Origin of the sequence: Novosphingobium sediminicola, from assembly GCF_014196525.1 — a bacterium.
In the GTDB taxonomy this organism is placed as follows: Bacteria; Pseudomonadota; Alphaproteobacteria; order Sphingomonadales; family Sphingomonadaceae; genus Novosphingobium; species Novosphingobium sediminicola.
In genome coordinates this window covers 161,835-182,381 of record NZ_JACIDX010000011.1, presented here as the reverse complement: position 1 = coordinate 182,381, position 20,547 = coordinate 161,835, and the positions used below count along the sequence as shown (strand labels likewise).

Sequence of the window (20,547 nt, the reverse complement as noted above, 5' to 3'; positions counted from 1 at the left end):
CATGCGTTTCTGGCCCCTGATCGCCGCTGCGCCGCTGATGTTGGGCAATGGCGATCCGGTGGTGCGGACCGACCATGGCGCGGTGCGGGGCCAAGCCATCGAACAGGGCGCGGCGTTTCGGGGCATCCCCTTTGCCGCGCCCCCGGTGGGGCCTCTGCGCTGGCGTGAGGCGCGGCCCGTGCGGCCATGGCGCGGCATTCGCGATGCGCGTTCCTTTGGCGCGGCCTGTATTCAGCCCGCGCGGGGCGAAGCATTGGCCCAGAGCGAAGATTGCCTGACGCTCAATGTCGTGACGCCGGATCGCCATGCAAAAGGCCTGCCGGTGCTGGTGTCGGTCCATGGCGGGGCCTTTGCCTTTGGTTCGGGGCGCTATATTGCCGATCATGATCTCTCGCCTATCGTGCGGCGCGGGGTGGTGCTGGTTTCGCCCAATTACCGGGTGGGGCGCATGGGCTTCTTTGCCCATTCGGCGCTGAGGGCCGAAAACGGCCGCGCCACGGGCAATTTCTGGCTTTCCGATCAGATCGCGGCGCTGCGCTGGGTGCGCGACAATATCGCGCGCTTTGGCGGCGATCCGGCGAAGGTGACAGTGCTGGGTTGCTCGGCGGGCGGGTCATCGGTCAATGCGCTGATGGCGGCGCCTGCGGCCAGGGGCCTGTTCGCGCGCGCCTCGGTCCATTCGGGCGGGGGCTTTTTCAACGCCAGTCGACCCATGGCTCTGGCCGAGGCGCAGGGGCTGGCTTTTGCGCAAAGGGCGGGGGCCAAAACGTTGGCGCAATTGCGCGCACTCTCCCCGGCGCAGGTGCTGGCCGCCGATCCCGGTCCGCCCGATTATGGCGCGATGGAGGATGGGCGATTGGTGCCGATGGGCGTTTCGCGCGTCTTTGCAGCGGGGCGTCAGGCCCATGTGCCGCTGATCGTGGGATCGACCAGCAATGAGGCCAGTGTGTTCGGCCTGATGGGCTTTGACGCGGGGGTCTTGCGTGATCGTTTCGGGATTGATGTGGCGGTTTTGCGCCCGATGTACGAACGCAATGGACCTTTGGCTGACGCTGAATTGCTGCGCCGGATCCAGACCGACTTCATCTTCACCAGCGCCTCGCAGGGCATGGCCGGATTGGCCGCGCGCGCCGCGCCTACGTGGTCCTATCACTTCGCCTTTGTGCCGCAGGCAGAGCGCGCCACCAGCCCCGGCGCTCCGCATTGCGCGGATATGCCCTATCTCTTCGGTCTGAAAGCCTCGCTCGATCCAGAGGAAGCCCGGCTGTCGCAGGCGATGCAGGATTACTGGTACAATTTCATCGCCACCGGCAATCCCGGTCCATCATGGCCCGCCGTCCGCCCCGGCCATCCTGCGCCCATGGTCTTCAACACCACATCGCGGGTCGAGCCCGATTTTCAGCGTGAAAGGCTGGATTACTGGTGGAGCCGCTGGCTGCGTGAGAGCGACTCCACCACAGCGCCCTAGGCCGGAGCGAAACCCGCGATCTTGTGATCGCCCACCGAAACCGGGCGGAATTTCAGCCGCATCCCGCAGGCGGGCGTCACGCCCTTATCATCGACCAGCACGCCCGCGATCCGCACGCCCGGCGCATCATCCGGCTCGAACAGGATGACGGTATAAGGCACCTCATCCTTGTGATCGCCCGGCAGCAGGCTGCGCACAACGGTGGTGAACGTATAGGCATGGCCCAGCGGCGAGACGGCGCGCCATTCCAGCCGCGCATCGGGCCGACCCGGTACCACCTCGGGCGGATACCATTGGAATTCGCCGGTTTCCGCATCCACCGTCACGCGCAATTCGCCCGCGTCGAGCCCATCGTAAAAGCCCTGAAACAAGGGATCTTCGAGATGGACGGGATAGTTGGGTAGCCCCATGTCTTACATCCTTGCCAAAATGGTGGTGGAATGGTTGTTGCCGCCAAGGCCCGCAATCGCGCAGAGCCGCGCATCGGGCACCTGTCGCGCACCTTCGCCGCCGCGCAATTGCCGCACCGCCTCGATCAACAGGTTCATGCCCGGCACATAGCCGCCCGACATATGGCCGCCGCTGGTATTGATCGGCATTTTGCCCCCCGGCAAGGCATGGCCCGCAGCATAGAAGCGCGGCGCCTCGCCCACATCGCACAGGCCCAGCATTTCGGTCTGGACCAGAGCGGAGATGGTGAAACCATCATAGACCTGCGCCAGGTCGAGATCGGCGGGGCTGATCCCGGCCATCGCATAGGCCATGGCCGCCGATTCCCGCCCCGGAAATTCAAAGGTGCAGGGCTTCTGGCTGAACAGCACGCCATGGGGATAATTGTTATAGCCCAGCCCCAGCCCCTGCACCGCTACAACGGGATGGGGCAGATCGCGGGCATATTCCACAGAGGACACCACATAGGCCCCGCCGCCATCGGTGGTCAGGCAGCAATCGGCCACGCGCAGCGGCGTCGAAATCATCGGGCTGGCGCGATAGGCGGCAAGGTCCATCGGGTCGCGTCGCTGGGCCGAAGGGGTGATCGCCGCCCATGCGCGATAGGTCATGGGCAGGGCGGCCTGTTCCTCCTCGGTCATGCCATATTCGTGGGCATAGCGGTTGGCCATGCTGGCGAAATAGGTCGGCTGGCCAAAGAAACCGGCGGGCATTTCAAGGCCCGCCTTTTGCGGCTCGCGCGCGTGGAAAGCGTAAACGCCCCCCGGCTTGGTCGAGCGGATGGCGTAAGGCACCAGCACATGCTTGCACAGGCCCGCTTCGATGGCGAGTTGGGCGAGGCGCAAGGCATCGCCCGAGGTGGCCGTGCCGCCCGCGCTGTCGGTGACGGCCGAGAAAAGCTTTTGCCCCGCGCCGATGGCATGGGCGATTTCTTCGGAAGGGTGGCCCGCATATTTGTTGATGATATAGCCGTCGATGTCGGTGGGCCGCAGCCCCGCGTCCGCAATCGCGGCCAGGCTGGCGCGGGTCATCATTTGCATGACATGCTCCTCACCCTTGCGCAGGAACGGGGTTTCGCCAACGCCGGTGATGGCGATTTTGCCGGATTGCATCATGCGTTGAACCCCTTTCCTGCGGCCACCAGCCGTTCGATCAAAGGCGAGGGCGCAAAACCTGCCCCATGCGCGGCGGCCAGTGCGCGCAGTTTTTCCAGCACCACCGGCAGCCCTTGCAGATCGGCCCAGAACATCGGCCCGCCGCGATATTTGGGCCAGCCATAGCCGGTGATCCACACGATATCGACATCGCTGGCCCGCGCGGCGATGCCCTCGTCAAGGATCTTGGCGCCTTCATTGACCATGGCGAACAGGATGCGGTCGTGGATTTCCTCGTCGGAAATCTCGCGGCGGGTGATGCCCTGTTTCGCCGCGAAACCTTCGATCACCTCCATGGCGATGGGCGAGGGCGTGGCATTGCGCTTCTCGTCATAATCGTAATAGCCGCCGCGCGTTTTCTGCCCATGACGGCCCATTTCATTCAGGATCTCGCGCACATTGGCCGAGGCGGTCGCTGCCCGGTTCCAGCCCACGTCGAGGCCCACCAGATCGCGCATCTGAAAATGGCCCATGGCAAAGCCGAAGTCATACAGCACCTTGTCCACGGCCCAAGGCGTCGCGCCCTCCAGCGCCAGCGCGTCGGCCTGCGCATTGCGCGCGGCCAGAATGCGATTGCCGACAAAGCCAAAGCCATTGCCGCACAGCACGCCGATCTTGCCGATGGTCTTGGCCAGCTTCATCGCTGTCGCATAAACGGCGGGCAGCGTGTCCTTGGTGCGCACCACCTCCAGCAATTTCATGACATTGGCGGGCGAGAAGAAATGCAGGCCCAGCACATATTCGGGCCGCCCCGTCACACCGGCAATGTCGTCAATATCCAGATAGGACGTGTTGGTGGCCAGCATCGCGCCGGGCTTGGCAATCGCATCCAGTCGGCGGAAAATGTCCTGCTTGACGTCCAACTGTTCAAATACCGCCTCGATCACCAGATCGACCTGCGCCAGATCCTCCAGCGCCAGCGTGCCGTGGATCAGGCTCATGCGGGTGTCCACGTCCTCCGCCTTCATCTTGCCCTTGGCGGCGGTGGTCTCGTAATTCTTGCGGATGATGCCAAGGCCCCGGTCCAGCGCCTCCTGCGTGGTTTCGACCAAAGTGACGGGGATGCCGACATTGGCGAAATTCATAGCAATGCCGCCGCCCATCGTGCCCGCCCCGATCACGCCCACGCGCGACACCGGCAGGATCGCCGTATCGGCCGGCACATCGACCTTGGCGGCCTGGCGCTCGGCAAAGAAGACGTGGCGCTGGGCGGCGGATTGGCTGTCGGCCATTAACTGGTCAAACAGCGACCGTTCGTATTTCAGCGCCTCGTCAAAGGGCAGATCCGAAAGGGTCGCCTCGATGCAGCGGATGTTATATTCGGGCGCCAGAAAACCCCGGAATCTCTTGGCATTGGCGCGGCGGAAATCGTCAAAGATGGCCGGATTGGCGCGGGCCTCTTCCAGCTTGTCCGTTTTGTCGCGCACCTTCACCAAGGGGCGATTTTCATCCAGTACGCGGGTTGCAAAAGCCAGCGCATCGGCGCGCAGATTGCCTTCCGCCGCCAGTTCATCAACCAGTCCCATCGCCAGCGCCGCCTTGGCCGAAACGGGTTCGCCGCTCGTCACCATTTCCAGCGCCTTGGCCACGCCCACCACGCGCGGTAACCGCTGTGTGCCGCCCGCGCCGGGCAGCAGGCCCAGCTTGACCTCCGGCAGCCCGCATTTGGCCGAAGGCACCGCGATCCGGTAATGCGCCACCAGCGCCAGCTCCAGCCCGCCGCCCAGCGCCGTGCCGTGGATTGCGGCGATCACCGGTTTCGGGCTGTTCTCCAGCAGCTTTTGCAGATCGCGCAGCGACGGCTCCCATTGCGGCTTTCCGAATTCGGAAATGTCGGCCCCGGCAAAGAAGGTGCGCCCTTCGCAGATCACCAGCACCGCGCCCACGGCATCATCGGCAATCGCGGCCTCAAACGCATGGGCCACGCCCTGGCGCACCGCATTGGACAGCGCATTGACCGGCGGCGAGTTGACCGTGATGACCCCAATCCGCCCTTCGACCGACAAAGTCGTGACATCATTGACCTTCATGCAAACCTCTGTTCACTTGCTGGCCCGGCTTGGCGGAAAGCCGCTCGCGGGCGCGTTGACGGATGTAGTGGCGCAGATCCTCGATCTCGCCATCGCTCAATTCTTCAAATTGCGGCATGCCCCGTTCGCGCAGCAGCCCTTCATGCAGCACCGCGCGGAAGGATGCCGCGTCCATGGCAATCGGTGATTGGGCCAGATCGGGGGCCGTGCCGCCCGAGACCGTGGCTGCGCCGTGACAGATCGAGCAGCGCTGGGCAAAAGCGGCATTGCCCGCCGCAACGCGCGACGCCACGGGCGCAAAACCGGGATCGTCGAGCACCGGCGTTTCTACCTGCGCCGCGCGGGGCAGGCGCGCCTTGCCGCCAAGGGCAAAGGTCAGCAGCCGCCATTGCTGCGTCCGGTAATTCCATTCGCGCGGCAGGCCCACCGCGCTGGAAAAACGCGCGCCTGCGATCACGCTGACATATTGGCGGCCATGGGCGCGATAGGTGATCGGTTGGGCCATCACCGCCGTTTGCGCGTTGAAGGACCACAATTTGCGGCCGGTCGCGGCGGCATAGGCGTCGAACGTGCCGCCCGCATTGCCTGCAAACAGCAATCCGCCTGCCGTGCTGGCCGTGCCGCCGCCGCCGCGCAGGCCGGGCATGGGGACGCGCCACGCCTCGCTCTGCGTGGCCGGGTTCCATGCCAGCAGGAAGCTGGTGGCGGCGCGATCGGGCGCCACGCCGGGCGGCGGCGCGCCGGTGCCGGTGGACAGGCGCTGGCCATCAAGATGCCGCCAGCCTGCCAGCCCGCTTTCAGGATCGACGTAAACCCGCCCTTGATCCATCGTCGGGATATAGAGCAGCCCGGTGGCCGGGTTATAGCTCATCGCCTCGATATTATGCGCGCCAAAGGGGGAGGGATAGACCACCGCAGGCTTGCCATCGGGATAGCGCGCCTCGGGGTTTTCAATGGGGCGGCCAGTCGCCACATCAATGCCCTTGGCCCAATTGACCGGCACGATGTTCTTGGCCGAGATCAGCTTGCCGCTTTCCCGGTCGATCACATAGACGAAGCCGTTCTTGGGGGCGTGCATCAAAACCGGGCGCTTCTGCCCGTTCACCACCATGTCGGTCAGTTCAATGTCCATCGCGGAATTGAAATCCCACGTCTCGCCCGGATTGGTTTGGTAATGCCAGACATATTCGCCCGTATCGGCATCCAGCGCGACGATGGAGCAGAGGAACAGATTGTCCCCGCCGCCGGGCGAGCGGATCTTGCGGTTCCATGGGGAACCATTGCCGATGCCGATATAGATCCGGTTGTAACGCGGATCATAGGCCATCGCGTTCCACACCGTGCCGCCGCCGCCATAGCGCCACCATTCGCCGTTCCAGGTCTTGGCCGCCATTGCCATGGCTTTGTTTTCAAAGCCCTTCGCTGGGTCGCCGGGCACGGTGTAGAAACGCCAGAGCTGCTTGCCGGTCTTCTGGTCATAGGCCGTCACATAGCCGCGGATGGGGGCGAAATCGGCCCCGCCATGGCCGATGATCACCTTGCCCCGGAACACCCATGGCGGGCCGGAGATATAGCGTTCGTCATCGGGCTGGATGGTCATGCTCTGCCATGCCGGACGCCCGGTCTTGGCGTTCAGCGCGATCAGGCGGCCATCCATCGTGCCGAAAAAGATCTGGCCCTTATCATAGGCGATCCCGCGAATGCCCCATGCGCCGCGCATCTTGTGTCCGGCCACTTTCCACGTCTGCGCATCGTAATGCCAGATCTCGCGTCCCGTTGCGGCATCCACCGCGCGGATATGGCTGAGGCCCGAGGCGTAATAGACCACGCCGTCGACGGCGATGGGGGCCGACAGCGCGCTGCCCCCGTCATTGATGTCCTTGTACCATGCCAGGCCAAGCTGTTTGACATTGCCCGCGTTGATCTGGGCCAGCGGGCTGTAGTGGTTTTCATCCGGCCCGCCATAACCGGCCCAGTTCACATCGGGCGCGGGCGGCGTGGCGGCCAGCAGGGCGAGCGGCGCAAGAGCGGCAAAACGACGCATGGGGATCAGCCTCCGATGGTGCGGTCTGTGGGCCAGAAACGGGCGCGCAGGGCTTTCTTGTTGACCTTGCCCATGGCGGTGCGGCCGATGTCATCGACCATCTCGTATCCGCGCGGGCATTTGTATCCGGCCAAAGAGGCGCGGCAGAAGGCGTTGAGTTCCTCGGCCGTCGGCGGATCGGCGGGATCGGCGGGGATGACCAGCGCGCGCGCTTCCTCGCCCATTTCGGTGTTGGGGGCTGAAACGACCGCCACATCGCCCACCTTGGGGTGGGTGAGGAGGACATGTTCGGCCTCGGCGGGGTAGATGTTGACGCCGCCCGAGACGATCATGTCCGAAACCCGATCGGTGATAAAAAGATAGCCTTCCTCATCGACATAGCCCATCTCGCCCAGCGTGAAGACGCCCGGCGCGATATGGGCTGCGGCGGTCTTTTCCGCGTCGCCGCGATAGATGATGCCATGGCCCGATGTGTCGCGGAAATAGACCTGTCCCACCTCACGCGGGGGGAGAGGGGCGCCATTGTCATCCACGATCAATGTTTCAAACGGGGCCAAAGCGCGGCCCACCGATCCGGGGCGGGCCAGCCATTCGGGCGAGGTGATGAAGGTGGTCGATCCGGCCTCGGTCCCGCCATAGGCTTCGACCAGCACGGGGCCGAACCAGTCGATCATCGCCTTCTTCACATCGCGCGGACAGGCAGCACCCGTGTGGGCCAGACGCTTCATGCTCGACACATCATAGCGCGCGCGGGTCTCGGCTGGCAGGGCCAGCATCCGCTGGAAATGGGTGGGCACCATCACCGAACCGGCGATGCGGTGCTGCTCGATCAGCGCCAAGGCGCGCTCGGCGTCGAAATGACCCATGACGATCACGCTGCCCCCGGCAAAGACATTGCGCGCCATGCCCAAAGGCCCGGTGTGATAAAGCGGCCCCACCACCAACCCCGGCGAGGGCGTGACCCGCGCACGCAGAGTCTCGGCCAGAGCCTGAAGTGTGGCCACGCGGGGGAAATATTGCGGCGGGGTCTCGGTGGCCTTGGGGCGGCCCGTGGTGCCCGATGTGTAATGCAGATGGGGCATGGGGGCGCGGCTGGCGTCCGGCTCGGTGCCGGGGGCGGCGGCGATCCAGTCCTCCCATGCGATCAATCCGGGGCACGGGGTGCAGCGCCATCCGATCACGGTGTCGATCCCGGCCTCGGCCGCCGCCGCCATCCCGGCCTCGCATGTTTCGGGGCCGACCAGCACCGCGATTGCACCGGAGTCCTTGAGGATATAGGCCGCTTCTGCCGCCGTCAGGTGAAAGCTGACAGGCACGCTGGAAATGCCCGCCTCAATACAGGCGACATAGGCGATCACCACTTCGGCGGCGTTCTGGGCAAAGACCGCCACGCGGCGTTCGCCGGTAAAGGGCAGACCATCAAGCGCATTGGCCGCATGGTTCAAAACAGGGTCAAGCGCATTCCAGCTATAGGCCACACGTTCATCGGCCAGCGCGAGTGTTTCGCGTTTGTCCGCCGCGATGGCGGCAAGGGTCAGCGACATGAAGCGTCCTTTCGGAAAAGATGAGCAGCGCGCGCCTTAGCCATGTGGCGTTTCACGCGCGGCAATGGCGGGCGCGAGATAGCGCAGCGCCCGTCGGAAAGCGGCCCATGCCAGCACCGTGCCGCCAATCACGACCACCGCCAGCGAGGAACCAAGGGCTGCTTCGGAACCGAACACATATTGCGTGAGCGCGGCGACAATCGCCGGACCCGCGCCCAGCCCGAGCAGGGTGAAAACAAAGAGAAAGAAAGCCAGCAGCCGCGCGCGCACCTGCGCCGGGGCGATCATCGCCATGACCGAGGAGACATAGACCATGAAAGGCACGGTGATGAATTGCGCCACGCAATAACAGGCAAGGAACACCCAGACATTGGTGGCAAAGAACATATAGGCGATGACCGGAAACAAGCCGATGATCAGCCAGCCATAGAAGCGCAGATGCGCATCCTTCATGCCGCGCGCGAACAATTTGTCCACGATCCAGCCGTTCAGCACCAGGCTGACCGCCGAGATGATGTTCATGATCGACAGCGCGGGGCCATATTGCACCGGCTTCCACCCGAAATGGCGTTCGATATAGGTGGGCACCCAATTGGTCATCGAATAGCCGCAGATCGCCAGCGCCGATGTTCCCACCAGCATCAGCCCCAGCAGGCGCCAGTTGCCGCGCACAAAGTCCATTGTGACGGCGCGGACATTGGCCTTGTCGCTTTCCCCGGCCAGACGGCGGCGCGGGGGATCGGGAAAGGTGAAGACCAGCAGGCCTAGCAAGAGTCCGGGCAGGCCCACCATCATCATCACCAATTGCCACGGCTGGCTGGCCGCGTGAAAGGGCAGGGTCATGCCCTTATGCGCGGTGGCCCAGGCAATCGCGACGCCGCCAAGGCCGAAGGCCGCGGCCGAGCCGACCTTGCCCGCCATCTGAAACGTCGATGTGGCCCGCGTCAGCAGATGGGGCGGGAAAGCATCGGCAATCAGCGAATAGGCCGCGGGCAGCAGCGCCGCCTCGCCCGCGCCCACCAGAATGCGCGCGGCCAGCAGGCCTTCATAGCTCTGCGCATAGCCGCAGGCGATGGTGGCGCAGGCCCAGACCATCACCCCGCCGCAAATGATCCACCGCCGCGAATAGCGGTCCGAAGTCCAGCCCAGCGGCAGGCCAAACACCGCATAGAAGATCGCAAAGGAGGTGGAGGTCACCATGCTGACCTGAACATCGGAGAGCGCCAGATGGGCCTTGATCGGGCTGACCAGCATGGAGAGGATCAGCCGGTCCACCCAGCTTTGCACATAGAGCAGGAACAGCACCGCGACCATCCACCAGCTGCGGCCCAGTTTTTGGGATTGGTTTTCCATCGCGGCGTGCTCCTGTTTTGTGTGGGGGGGCTTATCGGACAGGAAGGGCGGACAATTGGGCGATCTTCAATTTGCCCAGTTGGGCCAGATGCACTTCGTCCGGGCCATCGGTCAGGCGGACATAGCGCGCGTTGATAAAGGCGCTGGCCACCGGGAAGTCCTTGGACAGGCCGATGCCGCCATGGACCTGTATCGCGCGGTCGGTGACGGTTTGCGCCATGCGCGGGGCCACCACCTTGATCGCCGCGATCAGATCCTTGGCCGCCTTGTTGCCATAGCGGTCCATCGCATCGGCAGCTTTCAGCGTGAGCAGGCGCGCCTGTTCAACCTCGCAGAAGGACAGAGCGACTTCCTGACGGATGCTGCCCTGATCGGCCAGTTTGCGGCCAAAGGCGACGCGTTCATTGACCCGGCGCGCCATATATTCCAGCGCCCGCTGGGCTTGACCGATCACGCGCATACAGTGGTGGATGCGGCCCGGCCCGAGGCGGCCCTGCGCGATCTCAAACCCGCGCCCTTCGCCAAGGACCATGTTGGCGGCAGGCACACGCACGTTCGTGAAGCTGACCTCGGCATGGCCGGTGGGCGAATGATAGGTGCCCAGCACGTCCAGAGGGCGCACGATCTCGATGCCGGGCGTGTCGCGCGGTACAAGGATCATCGAATGCTGCTGATGCTTGCTGCGGCTGTCATCGGGTGTGCGGCCCAGCACGATGAACAGCTTGGTGTTGGGATCGCAGGCGCTCGAAATCCACCACTTGCGGCCATTGATGACATATTCGTCGCCATCGCGGACAATCGAGGTTTCGATATTGGTGGCGTCCGAGGATGCCACCGCCGGTTCGGTCATCACATAGGACGAGCGGATCTCGCCCGCCATCAGGGGCGTCAGCCATTGCTCCTGCTGCTCGGGCGTGCCGTAACGGGCCAGCACTTCCATATTGCCTGAATCCGGCGCGGCGCAGTTGAAATATTCCGAAGCGCCGATGACACGCCCCATGATCTCGGCCAGAGGCGCATATTCCAGATTGGTCAGGCCCGGGCTGAAGGCGCCATATTCATGCGGCAGGAACAGGTTCCACAATCCCGCATCCTTGGCCTTGGCCTTGATGCCTTCGGTGCCGTGCCAGCGTTTCCACGCATTGGCGGGGTCGGCGTGAAAGCGGTCGCGCTCCTTTTCGATGGGGTAGACATAGGCGTCCATGAATTCGGTCAATTGCGCGGACAGCGCCTTCACCTTGTCGGAATATTCGAAATCCATCGGGGTGAACCCTTTGCGAAATGAGGATTTACAGAGTGAGGCCGCCATCGACGATGATGGTTTGCCCGCAGATGTAGCCCGCCAGCGGCGAGGCGAGGAACAGGGCGACACCCGCCATTTCCTCGACCGTGCCGAAGCGGCGCAGGGGGATTTTCGCCAAGGCTCGCTCGCGGCGCTCGTCATTGTCCATCGTCACCTTGGTCATCTTGGTATCGACCAGACTGGGCGCGATGCCGTTGACGCGAATGCCGTCGCCCGCCCAGGCTTGGGCCAGCGTGCGCACCAGATTGACCGCGCCCGCCTTGGACGCGGCATAGGCCGGGTTGCCCATCGTCGCGCGAAAGGCGCCGATCGAGCTGACGACGATGACGCTGCCCTTTGCGGCGGCCAGTTCGGCGTGAAAGCGCTGCGAAATATGCATCACGCTGCCCAGATTGACCGCCATCACCTTGTCCCAGCCTTCGGGGGTGAATTCCTGACGGCGGTAGAGAACGGCGCCCTGCGAATGGATCAGGATGTCGATGGTTTCAAAGGGCGCGGGGGCGGCGGCAATCGCGGCAGGATCGCTGACATCGACCTGAGTATAGGACAGGCCCGAGAGGTCCGACCCTTCCTCGCCCGCATAATTGGCCGCCGTGGCGCGCGTGCCCCAGACATGGACATGGGCGCCCGCGTCAAACAGCGCGCGGGCAATGCCATTGCCGATCCCGCTGGATCCGCCAATGACCAGCGCGTTTTTGCCGGTGAAATCGAGTGGGTTCATCGGGCGATACCTTTTTAACGGATGAGGCGCGCGGCGCGCTCGAACAGGTGGATGGCGCGGCCGTGCAGCCGGTCGCCGACATCGCGCGGCGCCTTTCCGGCGCAGGCGCGGGCAAAGGTGCCCTCAAGCAGGATGCCCAGCTTGTAACAGGCCAGAACGTGATACCAGTCGATGGCCGACAGATCGCGGGCCGATCCGGCGCGATAGCGCGCGATCAGTTCCGCAGGCGTGGGGAAGCCGTCCCATGGCGTGACCGACACCGTGCTGGCGCCGTCTCCATCGGGCCATGTGGCCAGCACCCAGCCCAGATCGAGCAGCGGGTCGCCAATCGTGGCCAGTTCCCAATCGACAATCGCGACCAGATCGGCGCTGTCGCGGCGGTACATGACATTGGCCAGATGATAGTCGCCATGCATGATGCCCGCGATGAAAGAGCCGGGGCGATGCGCATCGAGCCAGGCGCCCACCGCCCCCACATCGGGCAGCGCGCTGGCACCGGGCCATGCGGCAAAATCGGAATAGGAGGCCAGTTGATCCCGCCAGCGCGACACTTGCCGGTCAAGGAAGCCTTCTGGCCGCCCGAAACCTTCAAGCCCCACGGCGCGGTAATTGACCCGCCCCAGCGCGGCAATGCCATCGACCAGCGCCAGCCCCATCGCATGCCGCATTTCGGGCGAGGAGGCATGAGGCTCGGGCAATTGGCCGATGGGGTTGAAGCCATCGACCGGCTCCATCAGATAAAAGGCGCAGCCCAGCACTTCCTCATCATCACAGGCCGCGATCAGCGCCGGATGCGGCACCTCGCTGCCCGCCAATGCGCGCAGCACGCGGGCCTCGCGGCGCATCGTCTCGTTCGAATTGGCGCGCGGATGCAAAGGGGGGCGGCGAAACACGAAGGTCCGTCCGTTCATGGCAAAGCGCAACAGGATATTCTGTGTGCCGCCCGCCAGCGTGGTGACATCCTCGATCACGCCGCCGCCCAGCCCTTGAACACGCATCCATGCGCCCAGCGAATCGGTGTTTACGCCCAAATTCACAAGAGACATCCTCAACTTATGCGATGTGTCATCATCGTCTAATGCAAATGGATAATGCACTTGACGGACGGGCTTGGCAATGAGATTTTGCACTCATGGTCAGACTTCAAAAACCACGGGCAGAGGAAAACACCGCAGGCGGCGCTGAGCAATTGCAGCGGATCGCGCTGCGCCTGTTTGCCGAACGCGGGGTTGATGGCGTGACCGTGCGCGAGATTGCGGCGGCCGCCGGACAGAAGAATCACGGCGCCGTGGGCTATCATTTCGGGTCCAAGGAAACGCTGGTGCGCGCGATCATCAAGGATGGCGCGGTGGAGCTGGACCGGCTGCGCAACGCGGCGCTCGATGCGATGGAGGCGGACGGTGGCCCGCGTCATTTGCGCGATGTGGTCGATGTGCTGATCGGCTCGGTCACGGCGCTGTCGGATGACGATTATGTGCGCTTCATCACGCTGTTCGGCATGACTCACCGCGATTTTATGATCGAGGCGATCGAGCCGGAATGGAACCATGCCTATGGCCGGTGTCTGGCGCATCTGCGCCGCCTGATGCCGGTGATGAGCGCCCAGATGCGCAACCAGCGCTTCGTTTTCATGGGCGCGCTGCTCAGCGCGGTGCTGTCGGCGCGGGCGCGGGCCTTGGCCGATCCCACGCGGACCCATGCGATGTGGGCGGGCGACATTGGCCTGGAACATTTCGCGCAGGTGATGACCGCGATGCTGGCGGCCCCGGTCGATTTGCCGGATAGTGACGTACAAATGGCTGATTCGAAAAGGCTTGCCGATCATGGGCCGCTTGGCCCCGTCGGATAGAATACGGGAGAGAGACAGTGGAAAGCGCGACCAAAACTGGCGCCTTTAACGCGGATATGCCGCTTGATGCCATGATGGCGGCGGCCTGCACCCTGCGCGATGCGGGGCACGGGCGGGTGCAGACATGGTCGCGCAAAGTGTTCATTCCGCTCACGCAATTGTGCCGCGACCGGTGCCATTACTGCACCTTTGCCCAGCCGCCCCAGCCGGGCGAATCGCCCTATATGAGCCGCGAGGATGTGCTGGCCGTGGCGCGCGCGGGGGCGGCGGCGGGTTGCACCGAGGCCCTGTTCACGCTGGGCGACAAGCCGGAGCTGCGTTACAGCGCGGCGCGTGAGGCGCTGGCCAAGATGGGCTATGCCAGCACGATTGATTACCTGATCGCCATGTGCGCGGCGGTGCGCGATGAAACCGGCCTGCTGCCCCATGTGAACGCGGGCGTGATGAGCCGCGAGGATATGGCGCGCCTGCGTGAGGTGTCCGCCTCGCAGGGGCTGATGCTCGAATCGCTCAGCCCGCGTCTGTGTGCGAAGGGCGGGCCGCATTACCGCTCGCCTGACAAAGAGCCGGAGGCGCGGCTGGCCATGCTGCGTCAGGCGGGCGAATTGCGCGTGCCTTTCACCACCGGCATCCTGATCGGCATTGGCGAAACGCGGGCCGAACGCATCGAGGCGCTGGAGGCCATTGCCGCCGCCCATCGCGCCCATGGCCATGTGCAGGAAGTCATTGTCCAGAATTTCCGCGCCAAGGCCCGCACCCCCATGGCCGATGCGCCCGAGCCGGATCTCGACGATCTGCTCTGGACCATCGCGGCGGCGCGGCTGATTCTGGGGTCGGATATGAACATTCAGGCCCCTCCCAACCTGTCGGCGGCGGATTTTCCGCGCCTGATCGCGGCGGGGATCAATGATTGGGGCGGGGTTTCGCCCGTCACCATCGACCATGTGAACCCCGAAGCGCCATGGCCCGAAGTCACCCGCCTGCGCGCCGGGACCGAGCAGGCCGGGCGCAGTCTTGTCGCGCGCCTGCCCGCCTATCCGGCATGGCTGAGCGCCGATTGGCAGGCGCCCGCGATGCGCCGTGCGATTATGGCGGCCAGTGACGCGCTTGGATACGCGCGCGATGATATGTGGTCGCCCGGCGTGGCGCTGCCGAAACGGGCGGCGGCGGCCTCGGCGCTTTCGGTTTCCCCGGAAATTGCCGATGCGGTGCAATCGGCGCTGGCGGGCGATGCTCTGGACGAGGAGGCCATCGTCACGCTGTTCTCCGCGCGCGATGCCGATCTCGAACATGTCTGCGCGGCGGCGGATACTCTGCGGCGGGAGAAGAAGGGTGAGGCGATCACCTATGTCGTCAACCGCAACATCAATTACACCAATATCTGCACCTTCAAATGCGGCTTCTGCGCCTTTTCCAAGGGTGATATGGCCGAGGCTCTGCGCGGGCGGCCCTATGACCTGTCGATGGACGAGGTGATCCGCCGCACCGCCGAGGCATGGGCGCGCGGGGCCACCGAGGTCTGCCTGCAAGGCGGCATCCACCCGCATTACACCGGCGAGACCTATATCAATCTGGCCAAGGCGGTCCGCGCGGCGGTGCCGGAAATGCATATCCATGCCTTTTCCCCACTGGAGGTGTCGCAGGGGGCCAAGGCGTCGAATCTCTCGCTGGAGAATTATCTACGCGCGCTGAAAGAAGCTGGCCTCGATACGCTGCCCGGCACGGCGGCGGAGATCCTCGACGATGAGGTGCGCGATGTCATTTGCCCCGACAAGCTGACCACCGATGAATGGTTGGAGGTGATCGAGACGGCGCATCGCGTGGGCTTCAAGACCACCGCGACGATCATGTTCGGCCATGTCGAAACGCCCCGCCATTGGGCGCGCCACCTGATCCGCATCCGCGATCTTCAGGAGCGTACCGGGGGCTTTACCGAATTCGTACCTCTGCCCTTCATCCATATGGAGGCGCCGATGGCGATCAAGGGACAGGCCCGCCATGGCCCCACCTTCCGCGAGGTGCGCCTGATGCATGCCGTGGCGCGGCTGGTTTTCAACGGCCGCATCGATTCGATCCAGACCAGTTGGGTGAAACTGGGCGAGGAGGGGGTGAAGGCCTGCCTCAATTCCGGCGCGAACGATCTGGGCGGGACCTTGATGAATGAAAGCATCAGCCGCGCGGCGGGCGCCGCCCATGGGCAGGAAATGCCGCCCGAGGCGATGGAAGCCTTGATCCGCAGCATCGGCCGAATGCCGGTGCAGCGCAGCACCGCCTATGGCGCGGTGACACAGGAAACTCACCAGCGCGGGCTGAATGCCGAGGCGCTGACCCCAATGATCCAGACCCCGCCGCGCAAAAAGCGCGAAGGGGCCAATGATAAAACAGAGAGGTTTGAACATGCAGGATAAGGCAACCATCGCCGTTCTGGGCGGCACGGGCAAGGAAGGCGGCGGGCTGGCGCTGCGCTGGGCGCACAAGGGCCACCGCGTCATCATCGGCGGGCGCAGCGCCGAGCGCGCGGGCGAAAGCGCAGCGGCGATGAATGCCACGCTGGGCGACGACAATGTGGTGGGCATGGCCAATGTCGATGCCGCCGCGGCGGCCGATATTGTCGTGCTGGCCGTGCCCTATGCCGCGCAGCAATCCACGGTACAGGAGGTGGCCTCAGGCCTTGCGGGCAAGATCCTGATCGACGTGACCGTACCGCTGGTCCCGCCCAAGGTCAGCCGGGTGCATATTCCCGAGGGCGGTTCGGCGGTCGAGGCGGTGCAGAAGATGCTGGGCGAGGGCGTCCGGGTGGTTTCGGCCTTCCAGAACATTTCGGCCCATCACCTGACCAAGCTGGATGAAGAGATCGAATGCGATGTGCTGGTCTGTGCCGATGATGGCGCGGCGGGCGATGAGGTGGTGGCGCTGGCGCAGGAAATTGGCCTTCGCGCATGGTATGCTGGCCCCCTGTGCAATTCGATTGTGGCCGAGGGGCTGACCTCGGTGCTGATCGCGCTCAACCGGCGGTATAAGGTGCCGGGCGCGGGCATTCGGATTACGGGCGTATAAGATCCCATGGGCGAACCTACTCTCTCGATCCATGCCTTGCCCGGCGTGCCGCTGATCGCGCCGGGCGACGATCTGGGGCCGGTGATCCTTGCTGCGCTGGGCGCGGGCGGGCTGGTCTTGCGCGATGGTGACATTATCGTGCTGGCGCAAAAGATCGTGTCCAAGGCGGAGGGGCGCGCCGTGCCGCTTTCGGGTGTGCGTCCCTCGTTTGCGGCGCAGGATCTGGCCACGCGCTGCGACAAGGATGCGCGGCTGGTCGAGCTGATCCTGTCGGAAACCGACCGGGTGATGCGGGTGCGGCGTGGGGTGCTGATCGTGCGGCATCGGCTGGGCTTTGTGCTGGCCAATGCCGGGATCGACCAATCCAATGTCGATCACGGCGGGGAGCCTGTGGCGCTGCTGCTCCCGCTGGACCCCGACGCCAGCGCGGCGGCGATCCGCGACGCCTTGGTCAAGGCCAGCGGGGCCGATGTGGCGGTGGTCATCATCGACAGTTTTGGCCGCGCATGGCGCAATGGCACATGCGGCGTGGCGATTGGTTGCGCTGGCATGGCGGGTCTGCTCGACCTGCGCGGCACGCCCGATCTCTATGGCCGCGAATTGGCCACCAGCGAGCTGGGCCTTGCCGATGAGGTGGCGGCGGCGGCGTCGCTTGCCATGGGGCAGGCGGCGGAAGGGGCGCCCATCGTGCTGCTGCGCGGGGTGGCCTATGGTCGGCGTGAAGGCAAGGCGGCGGAACTGATCCGCCCGCTGGAAATGGATCTGTTCCCATGAGCATATTGGCAATAGCGGGCGGGGTCGGCGGTGCCAAACTGGCGGCGGGGCTGGCTGCGGTCTTACCTGCGGGCGAATTGACCATCGCAGTCAACACCGGCGATGATTTCGAACATATGGGCCTGACCATCTGCCCCGACATCGATTCGGTCACCTATGCCCTGGCGGGGATGAACAACCGCGAAAAGGGCTGGGGCGTGGCGGGCGAGACATGGGCCTTTATGGACATGGCGGGCAAGCTGGGCGGCGAGACATGGTTCGCGCTGGGCGACCGCGATCTGGCCACGCATGTGCTGCGCACACAGGCGCTGCGTGGGGGGCAAAGCCTTTCGGCGGTGGTAGCGCGGATGACGGCGGCGCTGGGCATCGGCCAAAGGCTCGTGCCGATGAGCGATGACCCGGTGCGCACGATTGTCTCGACCGACGAGGGCGATCTGGCGTTTCAGGACTATTTCGTGCGGCGGCAATGCGCGCCTGTGTTCCGCGCGATCCGGTTCGACGGGGCCGAGCGGGCGCAGATGGCGGCGGGCTTTGCCGCCGCGCTGGGCGATCCGGGGCTGGAGGCGATTGTCTTTTGCCCGTCCAATCCGATCCTTTCGATTGCGCCGATCCTTTCGGTGCCGGGGGTGCGCGATGCCTTGATGCGGCGCCGGGTGCCAGCGGTCGCGCTCTCGCCCTTTATTGCCGGACAGGCGATCAAAGGACCGGCGGCCAAAATCATGGGCGAACTGGGATTGGGGACGACGCCCGGCGCGGTCGCGGATCAATATGCCGGGCTGATCGATGGGTTGATGGTGGATCGCGCGGATGCCGGGGCGCTGGATGGTGTGTTGGTCTGCGCCACCGACACGTTGATGCGCGACCCGGCGGATCAGGCAAGGCTGGCGCGTGAAGTACTGGGCTTTGCCCGCAAGCTGGCGGATTGAGGCGATGGCGCGGCCGGTCATCCTGATCCCGGTAAAGCCTTTCGCGCAGGGTAAGTCGCGGCTGGCGGGCGTGATGGATGAGGCCGCGCGCGAGGATTTGGCGCGGCGGTTGTTTGCTCATGTTTTGGCGCAGGCCAAGCAGGTTGCCGATGTGCTGGTGGTCAGCCGCGATGAGGATGCATTGGCACAGGCGCGCGCGGCGGGCGCGATGGCGCTGCGTGAGACATGCGCGGGGCATAATCCGGCGCTGGCGCAGGCCTTGCTGAAGCTGGACCGGATGGCCCGCGCGCCGGTGCTGATCGTCAGTTCCGATTTGCCGTTGCTGAACGCGCAGGATTTGCGGGCGATGCTGGCCCCGCCCATGGGGGTCTCGGTGATGATCGCCGCGGACACGGCGGGGCAGGGGACGAATGCGCTCTATCTGGCCCATCCCGCGATCCTCGCCCTGCGTTTTGGGCCGGGCAGCCGCGCCGCGCATGAGCGCGAGGCTGCGCGCGCCGGGCTGGGTTGCCGGGTGATCCGGCGCGAGGGGCTGGCGCGTGATCTGGATGTGCCGGAGGATCTGCCTATTTTGCTCTCAAGGGCATAATTGGCTTGTGCCGAAGGGCCGGGGATGCCTATAATTTTGCATTACAGTATAGATTCATAAAGAAGGGATGAGGCATGGCGGAAGCCTATATCGTGGCCGTGGCGCGTTCGGCCGGGGGCAAGCGCGGCGGGCGGCTGGCCGGGGTGCATCCGGCGGATCTGGCCGGGCGGGTGCTGGCCGGATTGATCGACCGGGCGGGGATTGATCCCGCGCTGGTCGAGGATGTCATCATGGGCTGTGCCTGTCCCGGCGGCGAGCAGGGCGCCAATATCGCTCGCAACGCCGTGCTGGCGGGCGGATTGCCCGAATCGGTGTCCGGCACCCATGTCGACCGCCAATGCGGATCGAGCCAGCAGGCCGTCCACTTTGCCGCCGCCACGGTGATGGCGGGCGTGATGGATGTGGTGATCGCGGCAGGCGTCGAGAGCATGACCCGCGTGCCGATGGGCCTGCCCTGGACGCTGGCGGCCAAGCATGGGTTCGGCACCTATCGCAGCCCCGGCATCGAGGCGCGCTATCCCGACACGCCCTTCAGCCAGTTTGGCGGGGCCGAGATGCTGGCGAAGAAATATGGCCTGACGCGCGATGTGCTGGACGCCTATGCGCTGGAAAGCCACCGCCGCGCCGCCGCCGCTACGGCAGCGGGCAAGTTCGACGCCGAAATCATCCCGCTGGAGGTGGTCACGCCTGAGGGCGAGGCGGTGATCCACAAGACCGACGAAGGCATCCGCGCCGACGCCAGCCTCGAAAAGATCAGCAGCGTCAAATTGCTGACCGAGGGCGGGGTGATCAGCGCGGCCAATGCCAGCCAGATCTGCGACGGCGCGGCGGCGGTGCTGGTGGTCAACGAGCGGGGGCTGAAGGCTTTGGGCCTGAAACCTTTGGCGCGCATCCATCAGATGACCGTTCTTGGCCACGATCCCGTCATCATGCTGGAAGCGCCCATTCCCGCCACCCAGCGCGCTCTGGCCAAGGCGGGCATGGGGATCGGCGATATCGACCTCTATGAAGTCAACGAGGCCTTTGCCCCGGTGCCTTTGGCTTGGGCGCAGGCGCTGGGTGCCGATGCGGCGCGGATGAATGTGCATGGCGGGGCGATCGCGCTGGGGCATCCTTTGGGCGGGTCTGGCGCAAAGCTGATGGCGACTTTGGTCAGCGCGCTGCATTCGACCGGGGGGCGTTATGGTTTGCAGACCATGTGTGAGGCGGGCGGGATGGCCAATGTGACGATTGTGGAGAGGTTGTAAGAAAGGGAGTTTGCCTCCGGCGGGCAAAGGGGCTTGGC

General features: G+C 64.9%; 17 protein-coding genes. 8 read left to right on the top strand and 9 right to left on the bottom strand.

What is annotated here, in order from left to right:
• The first annotated feature begins 1 nt into the window (after position 1).
• Positions 2-1,468: a carboxylesterase/lipase family protein gene (locus GGR38_RS15150; protein WP_183626997.1), complete on the top strand. Its 1,467-nt coding sequence runs from the start codon at positions 2-4 to the stop codon at positions 1,466-1,468.
• Here the strand turns inward: GGR38_RS15150 and GGR38_RS15145 are convergent.
• From GGR38_RS15145 to GGR38_RS15105, 9 genes are read right to left on the bottom strand one after another with little or no spacing between them, the layout of a single operon-like run.
• Entirely contained in the window at positions 1,465-1,878 is a 414-nt protein-coding gene (locus GGR38_RS15145; protein WP_183626995.1) for a Zn-ribbon domain-containing OB-fold protein, read from the bottom strand. The two genes, GGR38_RS15150 and GGR38_RS15145, sit on opposite strands and share 4 nt — an antisense overlap.
• A 3-nt stretch (positions 1,879-1,881) precedes the next feature.
• Positions 1,882-3,033 carry a thiolase family protein gene (locus GGR38_RS15140; protein WP_246404727.1) on the bottom strand — a complete coding sequence of 384 codons (1,152 nt, stop codon included), beginning with the start codon at positions 3,031-3,033 and terminating at the stop codon, positions 1,882-1,884.
• The gene (locus GGR38_RS15135; protein WP_183626993.1) at positions 3,030-5,102 is read right to left on the bottom strand and encodes a 3-hydroxyacyl-CoA dehydrogenase NAD-binding domain-containing protein; all 2,073 of its coding nucleotides are present in this window, start codon (positions 5,100-5,102) and stop codon (positions 3,030-3,032) included. The genes GGR38_RS15140 and GGR38_RS15135 overlap by 4 nt, the downstream gene beginning before the upstream one ends.
• Positions 5,089-7,146: a PQQ-dependent dehydrogenase, methanol/ethanol family gene (locus GGR38_RS15130; protein WP_183626991.1), complete on the bottom strand. Its 2,058-nt coding sequence runs from the start codon at positions 7,144-7,146 to the stop codon at positions 5,089-5,091. The genes GGR38_RS15135 and GGR38_RS15130 overlap by 14 nt, the downstream gene beginning before the upstream one ends.
• Before the next feature lie 5 nt (positions 7,147-7,151).
• Complete coding sequence (locus tag GGR38_RS15125; RefSeq protein ID WP_183626989.1) at positions 7,152-8,690, bottom strand: AMP-binding protein; 1,539 nt, start codon at positions 8,688-8,690, stop codon at positions 7,152-7,154.
• Between the two features lie 36 nt (positions 8,691-8,726).
• On the bottom strand, positions 8,727-10,043 hold the full coding sequence (locus GGR38_RS15120; protein ID WP_183626987.1) for an MFS transporter: 1,317 nt from the start codon (positions 10,041-10,043) through the stop codon (positions 8,727-8,729).
• 31 nt (positions 10,044-10,074) lie between these two features.
• Positions 10,075-11,304: an acyl-CoA dehydrogenase family protein gene (locus GGR38_RS15115; protein ID WP_183626985.1), complete on the bottom strand. Its 1,230-nt coding sequence runs from the start codon at positions 11,302-11,304 to the stop codon at positions 10,075-10,077.
• A gap of 28 nt (positions 11,305-11,332) precedes the next feature.
• Positions 11,333-12,067 (bottom strand): SDR family NAD(P)-dependent oxidoreductase, encoded by a 735-nt coding sequence (locus GGR38_RS15110; protein WP_183626983.1) that lies wholly within the window; start codon positions 12,065-12,067, stop codon positions 11,333-11,335.
• A gap of 14 nt (positions 12,068-12,081) precedes the next feature.
• On the bottom strand, positions 12,082-13,104 hold the full coding sequence (locus tag GGR38_RS15105; RefSeq protein WP_183626981.1) for a phosphotransferase family protein: 1,023 nt from the start codon (positions 13,102-13,104) through the stop codon (positions 12,082-12,084).
• A gap of 95 nt (positions 13,105-13,199) precedes the next feature.
• On the opposite strand from GGR38_RS15105, the gene GGR38_RS15100 reads away from it, so the two are divergent.
• The 7 genes from GGR38_RS15100 (at position 13,200) to GGR38_RS15070 (ending at position 20,509) form a co-directional block, all read left to right on the top strand.
• On the top strand, positions 13,200-13,916 hold the full coding sequence (locus GGR38_RS15100) for a TetR/AcrR family transcriptional regulator (RefSeq protein ID WP_183626979.1): 717 nt from the start codon (positions 13,200-13,202) through the stop codon (positions 13,914-13,916).
• A gap of 56 nt (positions 13,917-13,972) precedes the next feature.
• The gene (gene cofH, locus GGR38_RS15095) at positions 13,973-16,324 is read left to right on the top strand and encodes a 5-amino-6-(D-ribitylamino)uracil--L-tyrosine 4-hydroxyphenyl transferase CofH (protein WP_183627037.1); all 2,352 of its coding nucleotides are present in this window, start codon (positions 13,973-13,975) and stop codon (positions 16,322-16,324) included.
• Positions 16,314-16,973: an NADPH-dependent F420 reductase gene (npdG, locus tag GGR38_RS15090; protein ID WP_183626977.1), complete on the top strand. Its 660-nt coding sequence runs from the start codon at positions 16,314-16,316 to the stop codon at positions 16,971-16,973. The genes cofH and npdG overlap by 11 nt, the downstream gene beginning before the upstream one ends.
• Before the next feature lie 6 nt (positions 16,974-16,979).
• Positions 16,980-17,747 carry a coenzyme F420-0:L-glutamate ligase gene (cofE, locus tag GGR38_RS15085; protein ID WP_183626975.1) on the top strand — a complete coding sequence of 256 codons (768 nt, stop codon included), beginning with the start codon at positions 16,980-16,982 and terminating at the stop codon, positions 17,745-17,747.
• Positions 17,744-18,673: a 2-phospho-L-lactate transferase gene (gene cofD / locus GGR38_RS15080; protein WP_183626973.1), complete on the top strand. Its 930-nt coding sequence runs from the start codon at positions 17,744-17,746 to the stop codon at positions 18,671-18,673. The genes cofE and cofD overlap by 4 nt, the downstream gene beginning before the upstream one ends.
• Positions 18,636-19,262 carry a 2-phospho-L-lactate guanylyltransferase gene (cofC, locus tag GGR38_RS15075; RefSeq protein ID WP_343059117.1) on the top strand — a complete coding sequence of 209 codons (627 nt, stop codon included), beginning with the start codon at positions 18,636-18,638 and terminating at the stop codon, positions 19,260-19,262. Before cofD ends, cofC begins: the two co-directional genes overlap by 38 nt.
• A gap of 74 nt (positions 19,263-19,336) precedes the next feature.
• Positions 19,337-20,509 (top strand): acetyl-CoA C-acetyltransferase, encoded by a 1,173-nt coding sequence (locus GGR38_RS15070; protein ID WP_183626971.1) that lies wholly within the window; start codon positions 19,337-19,339, stop codon positions 20,507-20,509.
• Positions 20,510-20,547: the final 38 nt, after the last annotated feature.